At 57.5% G+C, this 18,537-nt stretch carries 17 protein-coding genes, 2 tRNA genes and 1 pseudogene; 4 read left to right on the top strand and 16 right to left on the bottom strand.

The annotated features are described in order from the left end of the window. Positions 1–541: 541 nt before the first annotated feature. Genes QO005_RS07365 through QO005_RS07335 form a run of 7 tightly spaced genes read right to left on the bottom strand, consistent with a single transcriptional unit; the run spans position 542 to position 6,681 of the window. Positions 542–3,175, bottom strand: coding sequence for a phage tail tape measure protein (locus QO005_RS07365; RefSeq protein WP_307157343.1), 2,634 nt, complete (start codon positions 3,173–3,175; stop codon positions 542–544). Positions 3,176–3,187: 12 nt separating this feature from the next. Beyond that, positions 3,188–4,834, bottom strand: a complete 1,647-nt coding sequence (locus QO005_RS07360; protein ID WP_307157342.1) for a terminase large subunit — start codon at positions 4,832–4,834, stop codon at positions 3,188–3,190. After that, positions 4,827–5,234 (bottom strand): phage terminase small subunit P27 family, encoded by a 408-nt coding sequence (locus tag QO005_RS07355; protein WP_307157341.1) that lies wholly within the window; start codon positions 5,232–5,234, stop codon positions 4,827–4,829. The genes QO005_RS07360 and QO005_RS07355 overlap by 8 nt, the downstream gene beginning before the upstream one ends. Beyond that, a complete protein-coding gene (locus QO005_RS07350) occupies positions 5,231–5,548 on the bottom strand; it encodes a phage head closure protein (RefSeq protein WP_307157340.1) in 318 nt (105 codons plus the stop codon). Before QO005_RS07350 ends, QO005_RS07355 begins: the two co-directional genes overlap by 4 nt. Then, complete coding sequence (locus QO005_RS07345) at positions 5,548–5,961, bottom strand: DUF3168 domain-containing protein (RefSeq protein ID WP_307157339.1); 414 nt, start codon at positions 5,959–5,961, stop codon at positions 5,548–5,550. The genes QO005_RS07350 and QO005_RS07345 overlap by 1 nt, the downstream gene beginning before the upstream one ends. Beyond that, on the bottom strand, positions 5,958–6,389 hold the full coding sequence (locus QO005_RS07340; RefSeq protein WP_307157338.1) for an HK97-gp10 family putative phage morphogenesis protein: 432 nt from the start codon (positions 6,387–6,389) through the stop codon (positions 5,958–5,960). The genes QO005_RS07345 and QO005_RS07340 overlap by 4 nt, the downstream gene beginning before the upstream one ends. Beyond that, a complete protein-coding gene (locus QO005_RS07335) occupies positions 6,379–6,681 on the bottom strand; it encodes a head-tail connector protein (RefSeq protein ID WP_307157337.1) in 303 nt (100 codons plus the stop codon). The genes QO005_RS07340 and QO005_RS07335 overlap by 11 nt, the downstream gene beginning before the upstream one ends. A gap of 262 nt (positions 6,682–6,943) precedes the next feature. Between QO005_RS07335 and QO005_RS07330 the strand changes: the two genes are divergently transcribed. Continuing rightward, positions 6,944–7,017 (top strand) — tRNA-Thr (locus tag QO005_RS07330). A gap of 45 nt (positions 7,018–7,062) precedes the next feature. Here the strand turns inward: QO005_RS07330 and QO005_RS07325 are convergent. The 8 genes and pseudogenes from QO005_RS07325 to QO005_RS07290 all read right to left on the bottom strand — a co-directional run bounded on the left by QO005_RS07325 (position 7,063) and on the right by QO005_RS07290 (position 14,354). After that, positions 7,063–7,416 (bottom strand): HNH endonuclease, encoded by a 354-nt coding sequence (locus QO005_RS07325; RefSeq protein ID WP_307157336.1) that lies wholly within the window; start codon positions 7,414–7,416, stop codon positions 7,063–7,065. Continuing rightward, on the bottom strand, positions 7,413–7,979 hold the full coding sequence (locus QO005_RS07320; RefSeq protein ID WP_307157335.1) for a hypothetical protein: 567 nt from the start codon (positions 7,977–7,979) through the stop codon (positions 7,413–7,415). Before QO005_RS07320 ends, QO005_RS07325 begins: the two co-directional genes overlap by 4 nt. Before the next feature lie 61 nt (positions 7,980–8,040). Then, complete coding sequence (locus QO005_RS07315) at positions 8,041–9,591, bottom strand: phage major capsid protein (RefSeq protein ID WP_307157334.1); 1,551 nt, start codon at positions 9,589–9,591, stop codon at positions 8,041–8,043. Next, positions 9,588–9,902: a gene transfer agent family protein gene (locus QO005_RS07310; RefSeq protein WP_307157333.1), complete on the bottom strand. Its 315-nt coding sequence runs from the start codon at positions 9,900–9,902 to the stop codon at positions 9,588–9,590. The genes QO005_RS07315 and QO005_RS07310 overlap by 4 nt, the downstream gene beginning before the upstream one ends. Beyond that, positions 9,902–11,140: pseudogene (locus QO005_RS07305) on the bottom strand (phage portal protein). The gene QO005_RS07310 and the pseudogene QO005_RS07305 overlap by 1 nt, the downstream one beginning before the upstream one ends. 96 nt (positions 11,141–11,236) lie before the next feature. Continuing rightward, positions 11,237–11,686 (bottom strand): hypothetical protein, encoded by a 450-nt coding sequence (locus QO005_RS07300; protein ID WP_307157332.1) that lies wholly within the window; start codon positions 11,684–11,686, stop codon positions 11,237–11,239. 71 nt (positions 11,687–11,757) lie between these two features. After that, on the bottom strand, positions 11,758–13,572 hold the full coding sequence (locus QO005_RS07295; RefSeq protein WP_307157331.1) for a site-specific integrase: 1,815 nt from the start codon (positions 13,570–13,572) through the stop codon (positions 11,758–11,760). Positions 13,573–13,721: 149 nt separating this feature from the next. Then, the gene (locus tag QO005_RS07290) at positions 13,722–14,354 is read right to left on the bottom strand and encodes a hypothetical protein (protein ID WP_307157330.1); all 633 of its coding nucleotides are present in this window, start codon (positions 14,352–14,354) and stop codon (positions 13,722–13,724) included. A 294-nt stretch (positions 14,355–14,648) separates the two neighbouring features. Between QO005_RS07290 and QO005_RS07285 the strand changes: the two genes are divergently transcribed. Further along, the gene (locus QO005_RS07285; protein ID WP_307157329.1) at positions 14,649–15,614 is read left to right on the top strand and encodes a flagellin N-terminal helical domain-containing protein; all 966 of its coding nucleotides are present in this window, start codon (positions 14,649–14,651) and stop codon (positions 15,612–15,614) included. Between the two features lie 58 nt (positions 15,615–15,672). Here QO005_RS07285 and QO005_RS07280 read toward each other — a convergent pair whose 3' ends face one another. Further along, positions 15,673–16,089: a hypothetical protein gene (locus tag QO005_RS07280; protein ID WP_307157328.1), complete on the bottom strand. Its 417-nt coding sequence runs from the start codon at positions 16,087–16,089 to the stop codon at positions 15,673–15,675. 321 nt (positions 16,090–16,410) lie between these two features. On the opposite strand from QO005_RS07280, the gene QO005_RS07275 reads away from it, so the two are divergent. Continuing rightward, a tRNA-Pro gene (locus QO005_RS07275) sits at positions 16,411–16,487 on the top strand. Between the two features lie 282 nt (positions 16,488–16,769). After that, positions 16,770–18,521 carry a type I secretion system permease/ATPase gene (locus tag QO005_RS07270; RefSeq protein ID WP_307157327.1) on the top strand — a complete coding sequence of 584 codons (1,752 nt, stop codon included), beginning with the start codon at positions 16,770–16,772 and terminating at the stop codon, positions 18,519–18,521. The last annotated feature ends 16 nt before the right edge of the window (positions 18,522–18,537 follow it).

Genomic DNA, 18,537 nt, shown 5'->3' with positions numbered 1-18,537 from the left:
AAACAGGTGGTGAAGAGTTCTGGCTCGTTAGGCCCACTAGGCGGCTTCCATTTGCCTAGCAGCACTCCGTAATCCTGCCCTTGCGGGCAAAGCGGTAGGTGCGCCACGTTCGACTTTCCTTCAATCGATACGTGACTGGACGTTGTGGTTGCTGATCCTGTCAGCGTTTCACATGGCGTCCATCTTTTTATTGCGTCCATTCCCGGCATGGCCGGTGCGGCGACAACCTTACTGAAGCGTCCGATGTTCTCCATCGGGGAGCCGGTCAGCATGATTTTCCGTTCGTCTCTGGCTGACTGAAAGCGCCGGTCATGTTCCCGGTATCGCCCTTATCGTTCAAGGCCAGTATGGTCCGCTTGAGGTTCACGAATAACTCAAGAGGCACCGCTTCTGACTTGACGAAATAGGATAATTATCCTATATTCAATCTCAACCAGTAAGCGGCTGGTTCTTCCAGAATACCCGGTGCTTTGAGCCGCACCGGGTATTTCTTTATAGCTGATTTATATGAGTAAGTGAACACTTACGTTCAGTAAAATTATCACCGCATGCGCTTATTTAGAACGTTCCCAGGCCGTGATGCGCGCAAAATCTCCTGAGCAACTACAGTCCGCATCGACACTTCCAACTGCTTCGCCATCTTTGCCGCAAGGTCGCTGTTCTGTTCCGGCGTGCCCGCGCTTCCGTTCACGGTGATCGGTGCAGAGATGGTGATCTGTTGTGCTGCCGGTTCGTTAGCGTTTGTAGCCTTCAGGTTCGGCGAACGAAGCACTGGGGCACTCGTGACAAGGCCACCTTCGGCATATCCGTGAAGCGCGCTGTTGTGCATGGCCTCTAGATTAGCAACGCCGATCCGGCTGGTAGCCTTCTTTGACATGACGTATTCGCCACGATGAACAACACCTGCCGGTTCATACTTGCCACCGTCGCCGGTATAGCCGCCGTCAGCGAAGCCGAAGATCGCGCCAAGCAATCCGGTTCCCGTGCCCCCAAGCAGACCAGAAAGCGGTCCCTTGCCGAGAAGTGCCGCCTGAAGGGTTGCATCGATCAGGCTATTCAAAATGTTTTGTAGTGCACCATTCAAGGTCTGGGTGCCGGTCAGCAAGCCGGACAGTGAAGACGTGAAGCTTTCAGCGAAATACTGCTGTGCATTTTTCAAACCCTCTGCGGACGCTGCAACCTTTTGGTTTTCACCGTCAAGCCGTTGGGTCAGCGTGATCTTCTCGCGAAGCTTTTGAAGTTCCTCATCGGTGAGCGTGATGCCCGCCCGCTTGGCTTCCTGCTGGGCCTGATACACAGCAAGCTCAAGACGCTGCTGCGAGGCTGACATGCCGGAAATCGACTGTTCGAACCGTGCGAGGTCAAGACCTTCCTGCACCGATTGATTCAAGCTTTTGCGCGCCGCATCCTGCTGCTTCAGCAATTCCGTCCGCTGCTTCTCGCTGTCAGTTGGGGTAAGCGGCTGGGCCGCTGTCGGGGTTGCACCGTAGGCCGTGCGGATGGTGCCATCATCTACACGCTTCAAGCCTGTCCATTCCTGCCGAAGTGCGGCTGGATCATTGCCACGTCGGCGAAGAAGGGCGCGGGCAAGTTCATCCTGTGTCTCTTGATCGAACAGCCTATCGCCCGAAAGGCCAAGCTCCTTAATCAGTCCTTCGAGGGTCGCGCCGGTGATCTGATATTTACCGAGTGCGGACGAACCCTTGCCGTTACCGTAAAGCGCCCGGTTTGCCGGATCGGCAAGCATCTTACGCTGAAGGTCACGGACCTGATCAAGCGTCATGCCGACAAGGTTCTGCGCGCCGCCCGTCCATCGTCCATTATCAAGGGTCGCATTATAATCGCCACCGCTTTCGACACTGCCGATAAGATCAAGGATGTTGTCATACTTACCATATCGCGCAATGCTTTTCGCCCGATTGGCAATGTTCGTGGCGCTCATGACTTCGCCCATCGTCCGGGCGCTGTTCACTGCCTTATGATAGGCTGCGTCAATGCCGTCCGTAGTCGCAAGGCTATCAAGTTCAACCTTCAGTTCCGGCACAAGCTTTTTAAGATCGGCGAGCGCCGATCTGAAATTTGCTGCCGTTGTAACATCGCGATCAAAAGCGCTTGCAAGACTGGTGCTTGCTGCTGACAAATCCTTACTGCTGCCCGTCAGCGCGGCAATCTTCTCTTCGACTGAAGACAGATCGGCACGAAGCTGACGAAGTTCGGCTTCCTTCAGGACGTTCAGGGGGTTTTCTTCGGTATCGGCGATCTGCCTATTCAGTTTGTCGCGCTGCTGCCGAAGGCGTTCAAGCTGCTGATCGACGCCATTATAGTCGGCAATGACTTTATCACGCGCGCCGCCTGAAGGGTCATTGATATAACCGATGACCTTCGCAGCGACGTTAACGCTTTCGACTGCCGCCTGCTTGGCATAGACCATGAAATTGCGCCACATGGTCGAAAACTCGCGATCAATACGCTTCGCGGCTTCAATCTGTTCGTCGGTGAAGGTCGCTGCCTCGCTGCGCATCTTCTGAATTTCAGCGACGGACAGCCCCAAAACCTTAGCCAGTTCTTCCGCGCCCTGACCGCCGAAAACCTCATCCAGAATACGAGTTTGTGCCGCCGCATCCATCTGCTGAAGCTTGCCAATAATTTCATCAAGGAAACGATTGGGGTCTTTCAACCGCTGCGCAACATCGCTCGCCGTATAACCAAGCCGTTTAAATGCTTCTTCGGCGCTGCCCTTGCCGGTCTGGGCAAATTCATCGCCGCGAATGTTCAACTCCTTGAGGGCGTCAGTCACACCGTCAATGCTCAAGCCCGTCGCGGTCGCAACATAGGTCCACTGCTGCCAAACCTTCGACGGCACGCCAGCCTTGCGGGCCTCACGGTCCACTTCGGCAACGCTGTTTGCGATCTCCTTGAGGGCGATGGCAGCACCGCCGACGCCAGCGACAACCGCGCCGCCCTTCATGAGCGGTGCGAACATGCCTTGAAGCTTCTCGCCGATGGAGGCCGACGCCTTGGCCATGGTCTTCTCCATGTTTTCGGCAGACTGCCGGGCGCGGCCTTCCATCTTCTTGAAGTTGTCGTTCGTGACGTTGCGGGCGCGGGCCATGTCCCGCTCATACTTCGTAAGCCGGGCTTCAAGGCTTACAACAAGGCGCTGCGTATCATCCATTCCAGGTATTCCTTATGCTGCCTCATCCCACATGGCATCCATGCGGGCGGCGTATTCGTCGGGGTCAAGTTCGTGAAGAGTGGGCTGATTGTCGTTCGCCGCCGCCCGGAACACGGACAACGCCGACGCAATCGCGCCGTCGATATGGTTCGAATGACGGGTTCCCTTGTGCATCGTGGTCAATTCGCTGGCACTGGTTGCCCGCTTCACCACGACGCTTTCGAAGTGGTTGCGAAGGATCGGGTGCGCGCCGTGCCGAAGGCGGCGACCATTCACGACGCGCTCAAGGTCACAAATCGGGCCGTGCATGTGCTTCGCCGTTTGCGGAACCTGAAGCACGTTGACGCCGTGATCGATAAGCTTGCCCATAAGTGGCCCGGCAAGTGACGGGTCGAAGATAACTTCGCGCACGTCATAGGTGCCGCAAAGATCAATGATCTTGTCGGCAATCAGGTCCGGTTCGATCACCGGGCCGTCGATGACGTTCAACAGCCCTTCATCGCGCCACCGGACATAGGGAACCTGTTCACGCTTCCCCTTGTCCTCCAAACCTTCGGACGGCAGGAAGAACCACGGGTGAACCGTGATCCGGCCATCATCGTGACGCCATGCGCCGACGATGGCGGTGAGGTCGCCGGACCGGGACAGGTCAACGCCAAGCCAGCACGGCAGGCCCTCAAGGTCGGCGAGGTCGAAGTTCGGATCGCGGCCCGCGTCATAAACGGCCATATCGAAGAGCGGATCGCGGGAAGCGGCCTGCCACATATTCAAATGAAACTGCTGAAATGCGAACCGTTCGGCGGGGCGGTGTTCGGCCTCGCGTGCCATGGTGCGCAAACCGCCAAGATCGGGGAAGCCATGGGCAAGGCCGGGATTAATCTTGTCCCAGACAGCTTCATCGCGCCAATCGTCGCCGGGTTCGGCTTCGAATATGATCGGCAGAAACGACGGGTCTTTAATCTCGCCGGTCGCGACCTTCCGGGCGTAGTCGTAAATCTCGAAACCGATGTTTTCCTGTCCACGGCCTGCGGTCGTGGCGATGATCATGAGGGTGTCGGGAACCTTCGCCATGCCGGACTTCAGGGCTTCCCAAAGGTCGCGGCCCTTCCAAGCGTGGATTTCATCGACAAGGACGAAGGAAGGCGTCTTGCCGTGCTGGGCAGCGCCATCACTGGAAACAGCGAGCAATTCCGCCTTGTTCGGGCGACACATGATCTTCTTTGCCGAATTATGGGCGTCATAGATGCGGGTCGCCGCGATCAAGCGCCGATCCTCGCGCACGATGTTTGCGGCCTCCTTGAAGCCGATGCCAGCCTGTTCGCGGTCGGACGCGGCAAAGATGGCCTGCCCTGCCGGGCGAGCCTCCGGGCCGATGGTGTGCAGTAGTGCCCATGCTGCCGCGATACTGGTCTTGCGGTTGCCACGGGGCAGCATCAGGAAAACCGTGCGGACGATCCGGCTTCCATCGGCGTTGCGCGGCCCATAGATGCGCCGGGTCATGCGCTCCTGAAAATCGTATAGCTGGAACCGGCCCTTCGGCGCGGTGCTCGCCGGGTGCCTCAATGCCCGGATGAAATCGACGGCTTCCTGTCCGTAGCCGAACGGGTCATCGATGGCGCTGCCGTCATAAACCCACTGCGGAAACGCGCTCTTAGTCATGCGGGCGGTTCCTGCCGATGCTCATCGGATTGTCGTCGTCATCGTCGCCACCGGCTGCACTTCCGACACGGGCGCGCGATACCGGCGACAAGCCGTATTCGGCGGCAAGCTGCCGGGCGGTTTGCATTGCCTTGTCCTGAAGGCGGCAAAGCTTCATGTCGATTTCGCCGGACGCGCGAAGGGTGTCTTCGATCTCGCGGACAAGGCCACGGGCGCGGCAGTAGTCTTCTACCCCGCCAAGATCGCCAAGGGTGATGATGCCGCGTTCGATGAGGCCCGGCATGATCCGCTTCCATTCGGCGCGGGCATAGGCTGAAAGGTGCTTCGGTGCCGAAGGTGCCTTAGTCAGTGCGTTACTGTCGCGTTCAACGGGCGGCTTGACGCCGCGAAGGTGGGTCATGTCAGGGCCTCGCCGCGAAGCTCCAGCGCGTCACGCCTGCCGACTTCCTTGATTTCCTTGATGCCGTAGGCCGTGCCCTCATAGGTCACGCGGTCCGCGGTCGTGATGCCAGGGCGATAGCGGACACGAAAAATGACGGTGCCCGTCTCTGCCTCGCCGTAGCTGGTGAAGAACTCGCTCGCCGACTGCTGAAGGACTTCCGCCCATACAGTGGCGACGGGCGCCCACGACTTCACGACGCTGCCGGACGGCTTTACGGTTTCCGTCTCGCGCTCAATGGTGATGCGGCGATCCATGCTTCCGATATTCAGCATCAAATAATCCACCGAATGAGGGCTTCGACGGACAGGACGCCATGACCATAAGCCGAGTCAGGATCGCGTGGGAACCGGGATGCGCTGACGCGGAAATGGTCGCAATAGCCGCCTTCGATGGTCATGGACTTGTCGAGCGCTGTCGTCACGGCGAAGGCGAGTTCTTTCGCGGCGTCCTCGCCAGCGTCCAGCGTCCAGATATGCAGGTCCACGTAGACCCACGCCGCGCGCTGGGCGGTGTAGTCCTGACCATGCAGGGCGGTGTTGCCGTCGCTCATGATCACGCACGGCGTCTTGCCAGGCCGCGAACCTCCGGCCCGAATCTGGCTAGCCGGGACAAGGGCACTCACTGCCGGGTCGGCGATAAGCGCGGTGCGGATAGCGGTCTGAAGGGCAAGCGTCGGTTCGATCATTGCTCATTCCATGCGTCTTTAACGGCCTTCTTCGCGGCGCGGTTGATGCGGTTCTGAAGGCGCTTTCGCAGAAGGCGAAGCGCGGGCCAAAAGAAGGGCTGGGCTTCAGCCTTGGCCGTCCCGTATTCGACAAGGTGCGCGTAACGCACGTCTTCGTTGCCGACGGTCACGAGGACTTCCGTCTCACCGGCAACACGGGAACCGCCCGGCTGACTGAAGGGCGGTGTGTGCTGGCCGGGTGCGGTGACTTCGATGCTGTCGATCAGCGCGCCGGTATCGCGGGACGTTTCGGCAAGCGCCTTCTGGGCTGCCGCAAGCTCTTCGCCGGACTTCATCAGGGCAGGAAGCACGGCCTCACGCGGGGCGCGGGCGATGCGGTCGAATGCTGCCATGGTCTCTGTGAGGCCGTTGCCGCTCTTATTCGCCATCGCCAAACCACTTTTCACGATAGGAATCGAGAATCGAGGTTACGCCCATGGGCGCAAGCTGGGCGGAAACGCCAAATGTGGCGAGGTTTCTGCACTCGTAGTAGAAGGAAACAAGCCGCAAAATGGCGATTTTCATGTCTGCCGGAAGCGGGTCAAACTCGGTCAGAGGCCTGCCGATGTAGTTCGAAATCCATGTTTCCGCGCCGTCGAGATAGAGCGCAATAAGCTCATCTTCGGCGGTTCCGTCGATCTTCATGTGTTGTTTGGCGAGGTTGAGGCTAACAACCGTCATGTGTCATTTCCTGAAAAAGTTATATTGATGCTCTCTTGCAAAGTGCTCCCCCCGCCGGTCCCATTGAATACGCATAAATTGGAGCCCCCGCCCTGTGCTGTTTCGATGTAGATGTGCCAATCGCCTGTGCGACATTCTGGTCGTGAGGGCTGTTCGTCGTGAGAAGCGCACAGGCATGCTGACGGGCGGCTGCGCGCGCTGCAGAAATCTTCTCGCCTTCCTTGACAAGCGGGTTGAGAATTATCATATTGCAACCCGTTGACCTTTCGTAGCTCAACTGGATAGAGCGCCGGCCTTGTAAGCTGGGGGTTGCAGGTTCGAGTCCTGCCGGGAGATTGAAGGGCGCCCCTGTGGCGCCCTTCGCCATTTCAAGGGCCTTAATCACAGCGCGCGCTCCTGCCGTTGCTTGACCGAGTTGTGACATGGTGCACAAAGCGGTTGCCAGTTGGCGCGGTGCCAGAACAGGCGCTTATCGCCACGGTGCGGAATGGTGTGATCCACAACAGTCGCGGGGGTGAACACCTGCTGCTTCGCGCACTCGCGGCAGAACGGGTGCGCAAGAAGGTATTCCGCACGGGCTTTGCGCCATTCATGGTTATAACCGCGCTGTGCGGCAGTCGGGCGGGTGGCGTCGTGACGGGCATTGCGTTCGCGCTTGGCCTTCATCTGGCAATCACAAAGCTCGCCGTTGGTGACGATGTTGCCGCAACTGCAAATCCGGGGTGGCTTCATCATCGGGCACCCTTCAGCTTTGCCTTCAGGGCGCGAAGGGCGTTACGGTCAAATTCCGGGTCAAGGCCATCGGCGATGCTGCGGGCGGCTTGCTCCGAGTTCTGTTCGTGGTCCCTGCCCTGTTCTTCGCCGCTACCATGGATGGCCTTCAGCTTGGTGACGTGTCCGGCATAGGCGCGGCAAATCTCGTTGGGGGTCGCGTTCCATGCCTGTTCGGGCGCCCAGCCAAGCCAGCCGGTCGCGTTCTCATAAAGGCCAGCGTAGAAATCCGGCCACGTGACGGGCTTGCCTGAATTGGGAACACGCTTTGCCTTCGGATCGGGCGTGGGCATGAGCATTGACACAAGCTCTGCAAGCGGAATGCGGGCCGGGATGATGAAAGAGGAAAGCGGCTTTCCTGCAATGCCAAACAAGAAAGCCGCTGCATCCTGCATGGGGGACGAAGCCATGCGGATGATTTCGGAAATGACGGTGAAGCTGCCTTCCTCTAGCGCACGGAACATCGCCGGGAAGCCAAAGCGGGCTTCAAGGGTAACAGCGGCCCGCAAGGTCGGGCGAAGCGTCACGGTGCTGCCACCGTGCGCAATCGTTACCTGTTCATATGCGGGCCGCTGATAAGTCATAGGATTATACCGCGACCTTCAGCTTCACGAAGCGGTCGGGGTGCGTCACGTCCGCACCGACACGCTTGCGGGCGTGGAAACGAACCTGTCCCTTGCCTGCGAGGCTGTAGGGATCGCGAAGGGTCGAAAGACCGACGCGGTCGATGATGCGATAGCCCGACAGATCGCCGAACAGGATCGGGAACTTGCCAGCGCCAATATCGTCCATGTCGGGCATCTCGACAATCGGACGGCCAAGCAGGGTCATAACGCCGCCTGCGGTGATTGGGTCAAGCACAAGGTAACGGCCCGTGCCGTCCTTCCACTGCCGGATGACGGACAGGGTATTGCGGTTCATGAGCCAAGCGCCGTTTTGAGCGTGCGACGTAACAATCTGGTGATACATGCCGATGATCACGTCTGCCGGGTTCGTGGTCGGGAAGGACGCGGCAACGCCTGTCTTCACTTCCTTGATGCCGGTCGCGGTCATGATGCCCTTCGGCTGCCCGGTGCCGGTGCCCTTGATAAAGGCTACGCCTTCGGTCTTGCCGAAGCTTTCGGCGTAGTCGGCGAGAAGTTCGCCCTCAAGGCCATAGGCGTTGTCTTCGAGAAGCTGGTTCGAAACGTCGGTGAAGGTCGCCAGTTCGAATGGGGTCAGCGTGATCTGTTCGAAGGTCATGCCGCTTTCAGTGCGGTCTTCGGTTTCAGACACCCACGTTGCAGAAGTGCCGGACACGCGGCGCGGATACTTGATTTCCGGTGCCGAGATCGAAACGACGCGGGCATAGCTGCGGATCGGCGAATACTCGTTCAAGAGCTTGATAAGCTCACTGCCGAATTCTTCCGGTGCCAGGTATCCGCCATTCGCGTCGGTCGATACGGTGAGTGCCTTCACTTCTTCCGGGCTGATACGTTCGATGCCACGGCGAAGATACGAGACGAAGGCCTTGCGCTCATCGTTGTCGTTTCCACCGTTGGGATGGTTGCTGTTTGCGGCAAGCGGGCGGTTCGCCTTCGCTTCCAGCTTGTCCATGCGGGCCTTGATGGCCTTCAGTTCTTCAGGGGTGATAACCGGATCTGCCTTAGCTTCCGGTGCATTCTCGATTTCGTTTTCCATATTTTCCTCAGTTTGGGACTTAACGACAGTGACGTGCGCCCCCGGATGCACCGGGAAGCGGCAAAGGCTGATTTCGTTGATGATGATGGACTTGAAGACGCGGCCACCTTCGGCGCGCGTTTCGAAACCGGTGTGACGGAAGCCGATAGACAATCCGCCGATCTTCCCGGCCTTAAGCTGCCGGTGCGCATCGCGGGCGGGGCCGATACCTTCCACGAACAAGCGGCCCTTCACTTCAAGGCCCCGGTCGGTCTCGGCATAGGTTTCCCAGATGCCGACAACCTTCTGTTGATCGTGTTCCATGACCATGGGCACGCTGTTCGCGAAGGCGACGGTGCCCTTTTCGATCACGTCACCGACGCTATCCGGCGAGCCGAACGGCCATGCGATGCCGGTGACGGTGCCGGTGTCATCAATGGAAACGGTCGCCTTGATTTCGAGATTCTGAGTGTCCGTCATTCGGCCACCTCTTCCGGTGTGCCGTTCCAGCGGGCGTCCAGAATGTCGAATGCAAGCGGAAACACTTCCATGACCGGGCGCGGCTTGGCGTAGGTATCGACAAGGGTCTGTGCTTCGACCGGGGAAGTCCCGCCACCCATCAGGCCGGTGCGGACAATTTCAATCATGTCGGCGAAGTGGAATTCCTGCCGCATGAAACGGGCATAAAGCGCGGCGATACCGACGCCGGTCTTCCGCTCAAGCTCAAGAATCATCTCGGTCGTAAGGGCGAAGGTCTTTTCGCCATCACCGAAAAAGGCGGTGTGCTTCATTAGGCTGCTTCCTTCGGCGGCTCGCTGTGGGGCAGGCCGTTTGCGGTCGTGGTGGTATAGGGATTTGCGAGTTCGTCGCCGCCGGGCAGTGCGGGAAGGTTCATCGCGGCGCGGACTTCGTTCGGGGTCATAGCGCGCATGGCGACGAGCTTGCCGAAGATCTCGGCACGGCCTGCCGCGTCGGCACGCTGAAGGTCGTCAATGACGAACTCAAAATAGAGGGTGTCGCGCTCTTCGTCGGTTAGAAGCACGGTCGCATAAGCGTCCTGCCACTTGTCCAGCCAAGGGCGAAGGCAAAGCTGAAGGAAGCTCGCGGCCATCTGTTCCGCGTTGCTTCAGGTCGCGCGCTCAAGCTGGTAGAGCATGTGCGGCGGGACGCCGAAGATGCGGGCGATCTCGTTGATCTGCTCAAGGCGATTTTCGATGAACTGGGCATCGGTGCTAGCAAGCGCCATCTGCTGATATCGGAAGCCGTTCGGCACGATCAGCGGGCGTGACTGCTTACCGCCGCTGAAAGCAGCCCGGTAGTCCTTCAGGATGTTGGCAATAACCTTCGTCCCGGCTTCGGTGTCGGGAACGGTGTTCTCGCTCCAGAACATTGCGGACGGACGTGCGCCGTCACTGAAGAGGTTCGAGGTATGCTTTTCGAGGGTGAGGCCGATACCGATGGCCTCACGGCCAAGCTTGACCGGCGAAACGCCAGCGAAGGCAGGGATATAGAGAACATCGCGATAGGAGAGCCTGACCTGTCCGCGTTCCGCTGACACGAGATAGAAGGGTTCGCCGTCATCCTCACAACGGCGCTGCACCTTCGACGGGTCCAGACGGTGAAGCTCAAGGGGACGATCATCGGACGCGCGGACAACCTGCGCACAGCCCGCACCATGAAGCAAGGCGTCAACTGTGAGGTCGATGCGAAGCTGCCCGGCGCTGGTCCAGTCATTAGCACGGCTATGGGTGATCTTGTGGCCGGGGTGATCCTTGGCAGCTTCCTTGCTGTCGTCAGCTTCGCGATAGAGCTTGCAAGGTAGTGACCCGATAGTTTCAGAGATTAGACGGACGGCCTGAAGCACTGCCGGGACATGCATTGCCGAGTTGCCAGTAACGACAACGCCGGATGCAGTCGGGATCACGCCAAAGATTTCGCTGCTCGCAGAATCGGTGAGGGAATACGCCTTCTCTTCTGCCGGAAAGCCAAAGGCCTTCTTTGCACTTGAAAAAATTCCGGTGAAGTCCATGCGTTTCATCCTCAATTAAATTGAGAATAGAATCGCACATCTGGACTCATTTGTGAATCATTTTTTAGGTTTTTATTCCTATTTAGATATATTGTCCTATCCGTTACGAACAATCAAATAGAGAAACTTGAGGGAGGCCACCAACAAACCCGCTAACATGATGCTAAAAAAAATCGTCAGCCAAGTCCATTTCACCCTGACGGTCGGCGTTGCGCTCCTCCAAATTTCCTCAGACATTAATGGTAACACGCCAAGCGACACTGAGAACGTATATATTACAAGCTCCCGCACAATCACCCAAAGAACTATCGCTAAATATATTACTACGGAAAGAATCGCAAAAAATCCCAAATAATCTAAATTATAATTAAACCCCAGAAATGAAATACTAGAATTCCTCAGACAATATACACAAAAAAGGATCGATCCCCAGAGAAAAATCATCCTGTTTATAGCCCCAGCGTAGTCTGAGGCGTTCTTTAATCTATCCTTGGCAGAGGCGCCCTTTTTCGGAGTCACCTCTACGGCGTTATCTAACTCGCTCATCAATTGTCCTGCAGTTGTTAGGCACCTTTGCAGCACCACCATAAGTCAAAAACTTTTTTACAACCTTAACGTTACGCACTATGCAAATGCAGCAAGATTAAACCAGGATATGCAATCGCGTTGATTAACTCGACGCGCTGCTCAAGCATACCTTGCGCAAGAACACCGTAACCGCGTGTGACCTTGTTCCCGCTGACATGGCCGAAGATGAAATTAAATTGCTCATCCAAATATCCAGCGCGGCGCACGGCATCGAACGCGCCATGCCTGAAGGAATAGAGAGAAAGGCCACGTCCATTTTTTAGCCCTATACGGGCAAGGTAGCGGCCAAACTCCCGGCTGTAATCCGCGATCATCTGTCCTCGTGAATTGCGTCCTGCGAAGGGAAAGAGGCGCGATTGTCCGGCGTTCTTCATGCTGGTGTGATATTCGAGAAAGCCAAGTCTCACGAGTTCCTTATGGACAGGGACGACGCGCCGCGAACCTTCTGTTTTGACGCTCTTAGTGTTTTCTTCCTCATCGTCGCCATCCGTCGTTTCCGTGATGTCCATGATCCAATGGCCGCGTTCTTCCCGAACATCGGAAATAGCAAGCTGCGCAATTTCTGCCGGACGAGCGCCCGAATAAAGCATAACCAACGGCACCCAAAAGCGGTGATCACGGACAAGGACGTTGCCGGGCTTATGCCAGAACCGAGGAGCGTCATCGCTTTGGCATCCGGTGAACAACGGAGACTTGAATAGGGCGTTCATCTGGTCGGTCTTAAAGGGGAAGACCTTTTTCTTTTTGTCTTTCGCCAGCGACATGCCTTCCGTCGGATTGCTATCGAGGTAGCCATTATTCACGAGCCAATTGCAGAATGCCCCGAGACTGGACAGATAGCGGTTGACGGTGCGCGGTGTCAGGGCGGGCTTGCCGACCGTCTCATTGTGCTTGACGATCTCCGCGATCTTCATTCCTTCAAACGCCTTGGTCTCAGTCGCCTTTACCGGGTATTTCATCAACAAGGCCTTCCATTCACGAACCGCTTTCTTGTCGATCCGATGAACCGGGCAGGTGCTGCCAACCAAATCTACGAACGTCCCCACATCGCGGCGTGCCTGTGCTAATGTGTCAGCCGTGATCTGTTTAGGATTTTCGCGGGCGTAATTGTCGAATAGCTCCATAATGGCTTCACCCGGCGCTGCCGCCTCCTGCGCGCTACCCACTACGGGCTTTACAATGGGGTCTTTTGGCGAACCGGTGAAATCGCCCTTGTCCCGTTCAAGGGTGCGCTGCAAGCCTTCGATCTCTGCTCGCGTCATCAGCGTGCAAAGTTCGCGATATTCACCAGAATCGACATCGACAAGCAGGCGCTGCTTCGAAATGAAGTCCTTCACTGCCGGTTCAATCAACTTCGTATCGCCGGACGTGAGCGCGATCTTTAAGGCGTTCAAGCGACGGGTGCGAAGGTTCGCGTCGTCGGTGCGGGCGCGAAGCATAAGCTCATAGTGGGCATATGCGTTGATCATTCCAACGAAGTCGTCAGACGTGATCTCGCCCACTTCGATTCGGCGGTAGAGTTTCTGCAACTCTGCATCCTGTTGCGCCGGGGTTGGCAGGGCGCGCTGCTTGAGGTCATAGCTTTGAAGCGTTTCCTCGTAGTGCTGCCAAACGGCCACGGCCTTATCGTCGCCCTTCAACTCGCGTCGGGATCGAAGGTCTTCGAAGTGCCGGTTCCAGCCTTCGACTACCGGCCACATTTCACGCTTTGCTACATTTTCATCCTTCGTGCCGAGCGCCTTCACAAGCTCCTTCTTGCCGATGATCTCAATAAGGTCGGTCGGAACCTTGATGCGAGCATAGTAGCTTGCACCACGACGAAGAAGGTAACTGATACGCGCCATTTCGGTCCCCGTGTAGCATCCCGGCGTTACAGCCCGGTGTTACAACTTCGACAGAAATAGGTCAACAATTACAATAAAATAAAGCGAAACAATGCCCTAGAAAAAGTTGGATTTTGTTCCAGGCGCCCCAGCCATTTAAAGCATTCAGGTTATGTGGTTCGTTCGGGGCGAAAACCGCGAAAAATTGCGTACACAACGATCAGAAACAACATGATAATGAGCACTAAGGGGAATTTGATGCCGAGTTTCTCTTCCAGCATGCCAATATCAAACACGATACCTCCGATAAAACCGGCGATGCCGTAAAACACCCCTCGCTGCCTATCGTGTGCTGCGACCGATCTGTCTCGTTGAGCAGCATCGAGATTTTCCTCAGAAGCTGTCCGAGCCGTTTTTGCATCCTCAGCGCCGGTAAGCGCAAAATTCAATATCTCCCCCAAGGCCTTCCGCTCGGGATCGTCATTTTGTTGCAGCCACTCCACATAATCTACAGGTGCTGCAGGCTTAATATCAATATCAACAACCGAACCTGCGGCAATGCCCTTGAAGTGCGAGTGGTGAGCAAGAAGCTGACCCTTTTTTGATCCCTTTGAATCAATGCAGAAGACGCCCTCCACAGTTTTGTCATCTTGTGGATTAGCAACTTTTACCTTAACGAGGGATTTCGAATAGATACCCTGCGGCCTATCGCCCGGATACATGCAGATCGTTCTTGTCCGCCTTATATATTCGTAACGCTCTTCATCTTCATTTTTTACAGCATTGAATACGACTTTACCCATGCCCCACATGGCCCCGCGACTAAAAGTTCATTGAATTGAAATTGCAATCTATACGTTAAAAATCTCCTACGACGAGAACGAGGCGCCGCTCCGCCATACACAACAGTTAACACCATTACTCCTAACTTAATCCCCCATTCACCATCTTCCTTGGGCGGGACTTAACCTTAACGGCGCTATAAAATTCTCAGCCTGGGGTTTCAGGACAATTGAGCAAATGAGGTGGTGTCCGGCGTGGTGTTGCGCCGGCAGCAGGGATTTTTTGTTTTCGTTTTGCGTCTGTGAGTAAAGCGTATGGTGAGTAAGAATACCAATGTGTCGGCCTATGTCGCACTTGGCTCGTTGCGGAATACGGTTGCCAGCCGCGACCAGAGCGAGGCGCGGGTCAATACCGGCTATCGTGTCGCAACGGCAGCGGATGATGCGGCCTATTGGTCGATAGCCACGACCATGCGGTCGGATAACCGGTCGCTCAAGGCGGTGGAAGACGCCCTCAGCATGGCGGCGGGGGTGCTGGATACTGCTTTTCAGGGCATGTCCTCGGCAACCGATATCATGTCGCGCATGACGTCGCGGCTGGTGATGGCGCGCGAGCCGGGGGTGGATCGCGACAAGATCAATACCGAGCTTGCCGAAATGAAGGATGAATTGCGCAATATCGCCGAAAGCTCCTCCTTTTCAGGCGAGAACTGGCTTCAGCGCTCGGATCGCAACGATCCGGGCAAGCGCAGCCTTGTGAGTTCCTTCCAGCGGGACAATAACGGCTATCTCAGTGTCGATACGATCGATTATGACATCGACGGCCAGGCCGGCACGACCAATGTCAACTATATGATCGATGACAAGGGCGGTGACGAAGGCATTCTCACCGGGCCGGGCTTTGCCAATGCGCTCGGCGCCTCCAAGACCTGGGTGCTGTTCAACGGCACCAATGCCGGCACCAGTTATGACGAGATCAAGCTCAGTTCGACCACCACCAACCAGGAACTGGATGAGATGATCAAGGTGGTGGATGCCATGACCGAGCGCATGACCGACGTGGCCACGGAGCTGGGCGCAAAGGCGAACCGGGTGGAAACCCAGCATGAATTCGCCAAGGACCTGCAATCCTCCATCACCACCGGCGTGGGCGGCATGGTGGATACCAATATGAACGAGGAATCCAGCCGGTTGAAAGCGCTTCAGGCCAAGGAGCAATTGGGGATCAAGTCACTCTCCATCGTGAATTCCTCCACCCAATCGCTGTTGCAGTTGATGTAAAGAAAACCGCCGGGCCGCAGAGGCGGACCGGCGGTTTTGCTGGAAATCCGGTCCCGGATCAGTTTCCGGCCAGGAATTCTTCGCACCAGGTGCGGCCATCATCCAGCTTCTTGTCGAAGACCGGCTTGATGTCGCGAATGGTGTAATTGTCGGACACGGTGATGCGCACTTCGCAGCGCAGATAGTCGGTGCGGGCAGGACGGATCTGCTTGCCGCGCTTGCCATCCGCCGTCTTGTCGTAAGCGGCAGGAACGCTGCGGGTCTTGAAGCCGCCGCGCCAGGTGTAAACCGTATCCCCACCCACATCTTCATCATTGATCGGCGGGCCGAACTTGGCAAAGAACACGCCAGCCGACTGGCCAGCCCAGCGGGTTTGCAAGGCAGACGGCTTGGAAACAGCCATGGACCCGCCCGTGGTGGAGCAGCCCGCCAGCGCCAGGGCAAGGCCAGCTGCGAGCATCATGCGAAACGTCATCTTTATTGTCCCTTTATAGAACGGAAAGGCCGCAAACCGCCCTTCCCAGCAATTCCCGCTGTTCCATACTGCATTATGGCGCAAGTGTGAAACTCTCCCGCCGCTAATTTTTCACCGATGTTCAACGGGAAGGCTGGGAAAAACGGGATTGTGAAGACAGGCGGACCAAGGGCGGAGCCGCCATTCGGGGCAACACGCGCGCTCTCCGTGAAAATTTCAATATAAGCCTTTGAAATGAATGGGTTCTCAAAAAAATGAAAGTTTTTTGGCAGCCCCGCTTGTCTATCAGAAACGGCTGGTCTATAGAGACCCCGCTGGTCACGGAGTGTAGCGCAGTCTGGTAGCGCACCACGTTCGGGACGTGGGGGTCGAGTGTTCGAATCACTCCACTCCGACCAGCTTAAATCGCCCGCCTCGTGCGGGCTTTTTTTATTCCCGACTTTTCTCAACACTGCCGCTGCTTTATGCTGTGATTTACACGACCGAGACGGGTAGCGGGCGGTAGATATGATCGCCTGCCGGACGAATTAGAAAAATTTAAATTTAAAGCGATAGAATAGCCGAAGGGTTTCGAAACGGGCGTGAAGGTGGGTGCGCGTCCGGCCAGAGCATTGTCCCGAGAAAAGTGGAAACCGGTTTTCTATTCGGAAATGCGTAAGAACAAAGAGTTGGGGCGTTTCATGCAGGCATCGAAGAATGACAAGGCTGGGTTTGAGGAGTTGCGCCGGGCGCTTGGCCGCAGCCGCAACGGCTTTGTGGCGATCGGGCTGTTCAGTTTCTTCGTCAACCTGCTGGTACTGACCGGTCCGCTCTTCATGCTGCAGGTCTATGACCGGGTGCTGGCGGCGCGCTCGGAAGCGACCCTGCTGGTGCTGTTTCTACTGATGACGGCGCTTTATGCCATCATGGCGGTGCTGGATCATGTCCGCGCCCGGATCGCAGCCCGCATCGGCGCGCGCTTTCAGGAGGAATTCGATTTTCGGGTGTTCCGGGCGCTTTTGGAACGCAGCACGCTTGGCCAGCGCGGCATCACCACCACCTCCGGCATGCGGGATCTGGATGCCGTGCAGAAAATGCTGGCCTCCTCCGCAGTGTTTGCCGTGTTCGACATTCCCTGGACGCCGGTGTTTCTGTTCATCATCTTTGTGTTTCACGCGTGGATGGGGGCTCTTGCGGTGGTGGGCGGTCTGGCGCTGGTGGCGCTGACGGCGCTGAACCAGAGCGGCACCAAACGGTTTCAGAAGCAGGCGGCGGAAGTGACGCGCAAGAGCGATGAACTGACCTCCGCCCTGGTGCGCGATGGCGATGCGGTGCGCGCACTTGGCATGATCACCTCCGCAGCACCACGCTGGCATGGGCTGCGGCATGAAGCGCTTTCGGCCCATATCGCCTATTCCGATGCCAATGGCTTTTACTCCACCGCCTCCAAGACTTTCCGCATTTTCCTGCAATCGGCCATTCTGGCGCTGGGCGCCTGGCTGGTGCTGCGCGGCGAGATCAAGGCTGGCGCGATGATTGCCGGCTCCATTCTGATCGGCCGGGCGCTTGCGCCGATTGAATCGGCCATTGCCCAATGGGGTCTGGTGCAGCGCGCCTTTGAAGGCTGGCGCAATCTGGCCGGGCTGTTGCAGCAGGTGCCCGCCCATGTGGAGCGCACCGCCCTGCCCCGGCCCAAGGCCTTTATCAGCCTGCAACAGGTGACCGCCCTGCCGCCCGGCGAGCAGATGGCGACGCTGCGCATGGTGAGCCTGGAGTTAAAGCCCGGTCAGGCGCTGGGCGTGATCGGCCCCAGCGGCTCCGGCAAATCGACGCTGGCGCGGCTTTTAACGGGTGTGTGGCCAGCCATGGGCGGCAAGATCCGGCTGGATGGCGCAACACTTGATCAGTATGGCGATGCTCTTTCCGATCATATCGGCTATCTGCCGCAGGATGTTGTGCTGTTCGAGGGCACGATTGCCGAAAACATTGCCCGCCTCAGCGGCACGCCGGATGCGGAAAAGGTGATCGAAGCCGCCCGCAAGGCCGGTGCGCATGAGATGATCCTGAAACTGCCGCAGGGCTACGATACCCGACTGCCCGCCTCCGGCCAGCGCCTCTCCGGCGGGCAGAAGCAACGCATCGGTCTTGCCCGGGCCTTCTATGGCGATCCAGTGCTGCTGATCCTCGACGAGCCGAATTCCAATCTCGATGCCGAGGGCTCGGAGGCGCTGAACCGCGCCATTCGCGGCCTGAAGGCTGCGGGCGGGGCGGCGGTGATCATGGCGCATCGCCCGGCGGCCATTGAGGAATGCGAACTGGTGATGATCCTGGACAATGGCGCGCGCGTGGCCTTCGGCCCCCGCGACGAGGTGCTGCGCGCTCATTTGCGCAATGCCGCCCAGGTGGTGGGGCCGGTCGGCCCCATGCCGGTGGGCAGCCCACTGAAACAGTAACGACAATCGAGACCGG

Origin of the sequence: Allorhizobium paknamense, from assembly GCF_030815125.1 — a bacterium.
Lineage (GTDB): Bacteria > Pseudomonadota > Alphaproteobacteria > Rhizobiales > Rhizobiaceae > Allorhizobium > Allorhizobium paknamense.
This window is presented reverse-complemented; position numbering and strand designations above follow the sequence as displayed.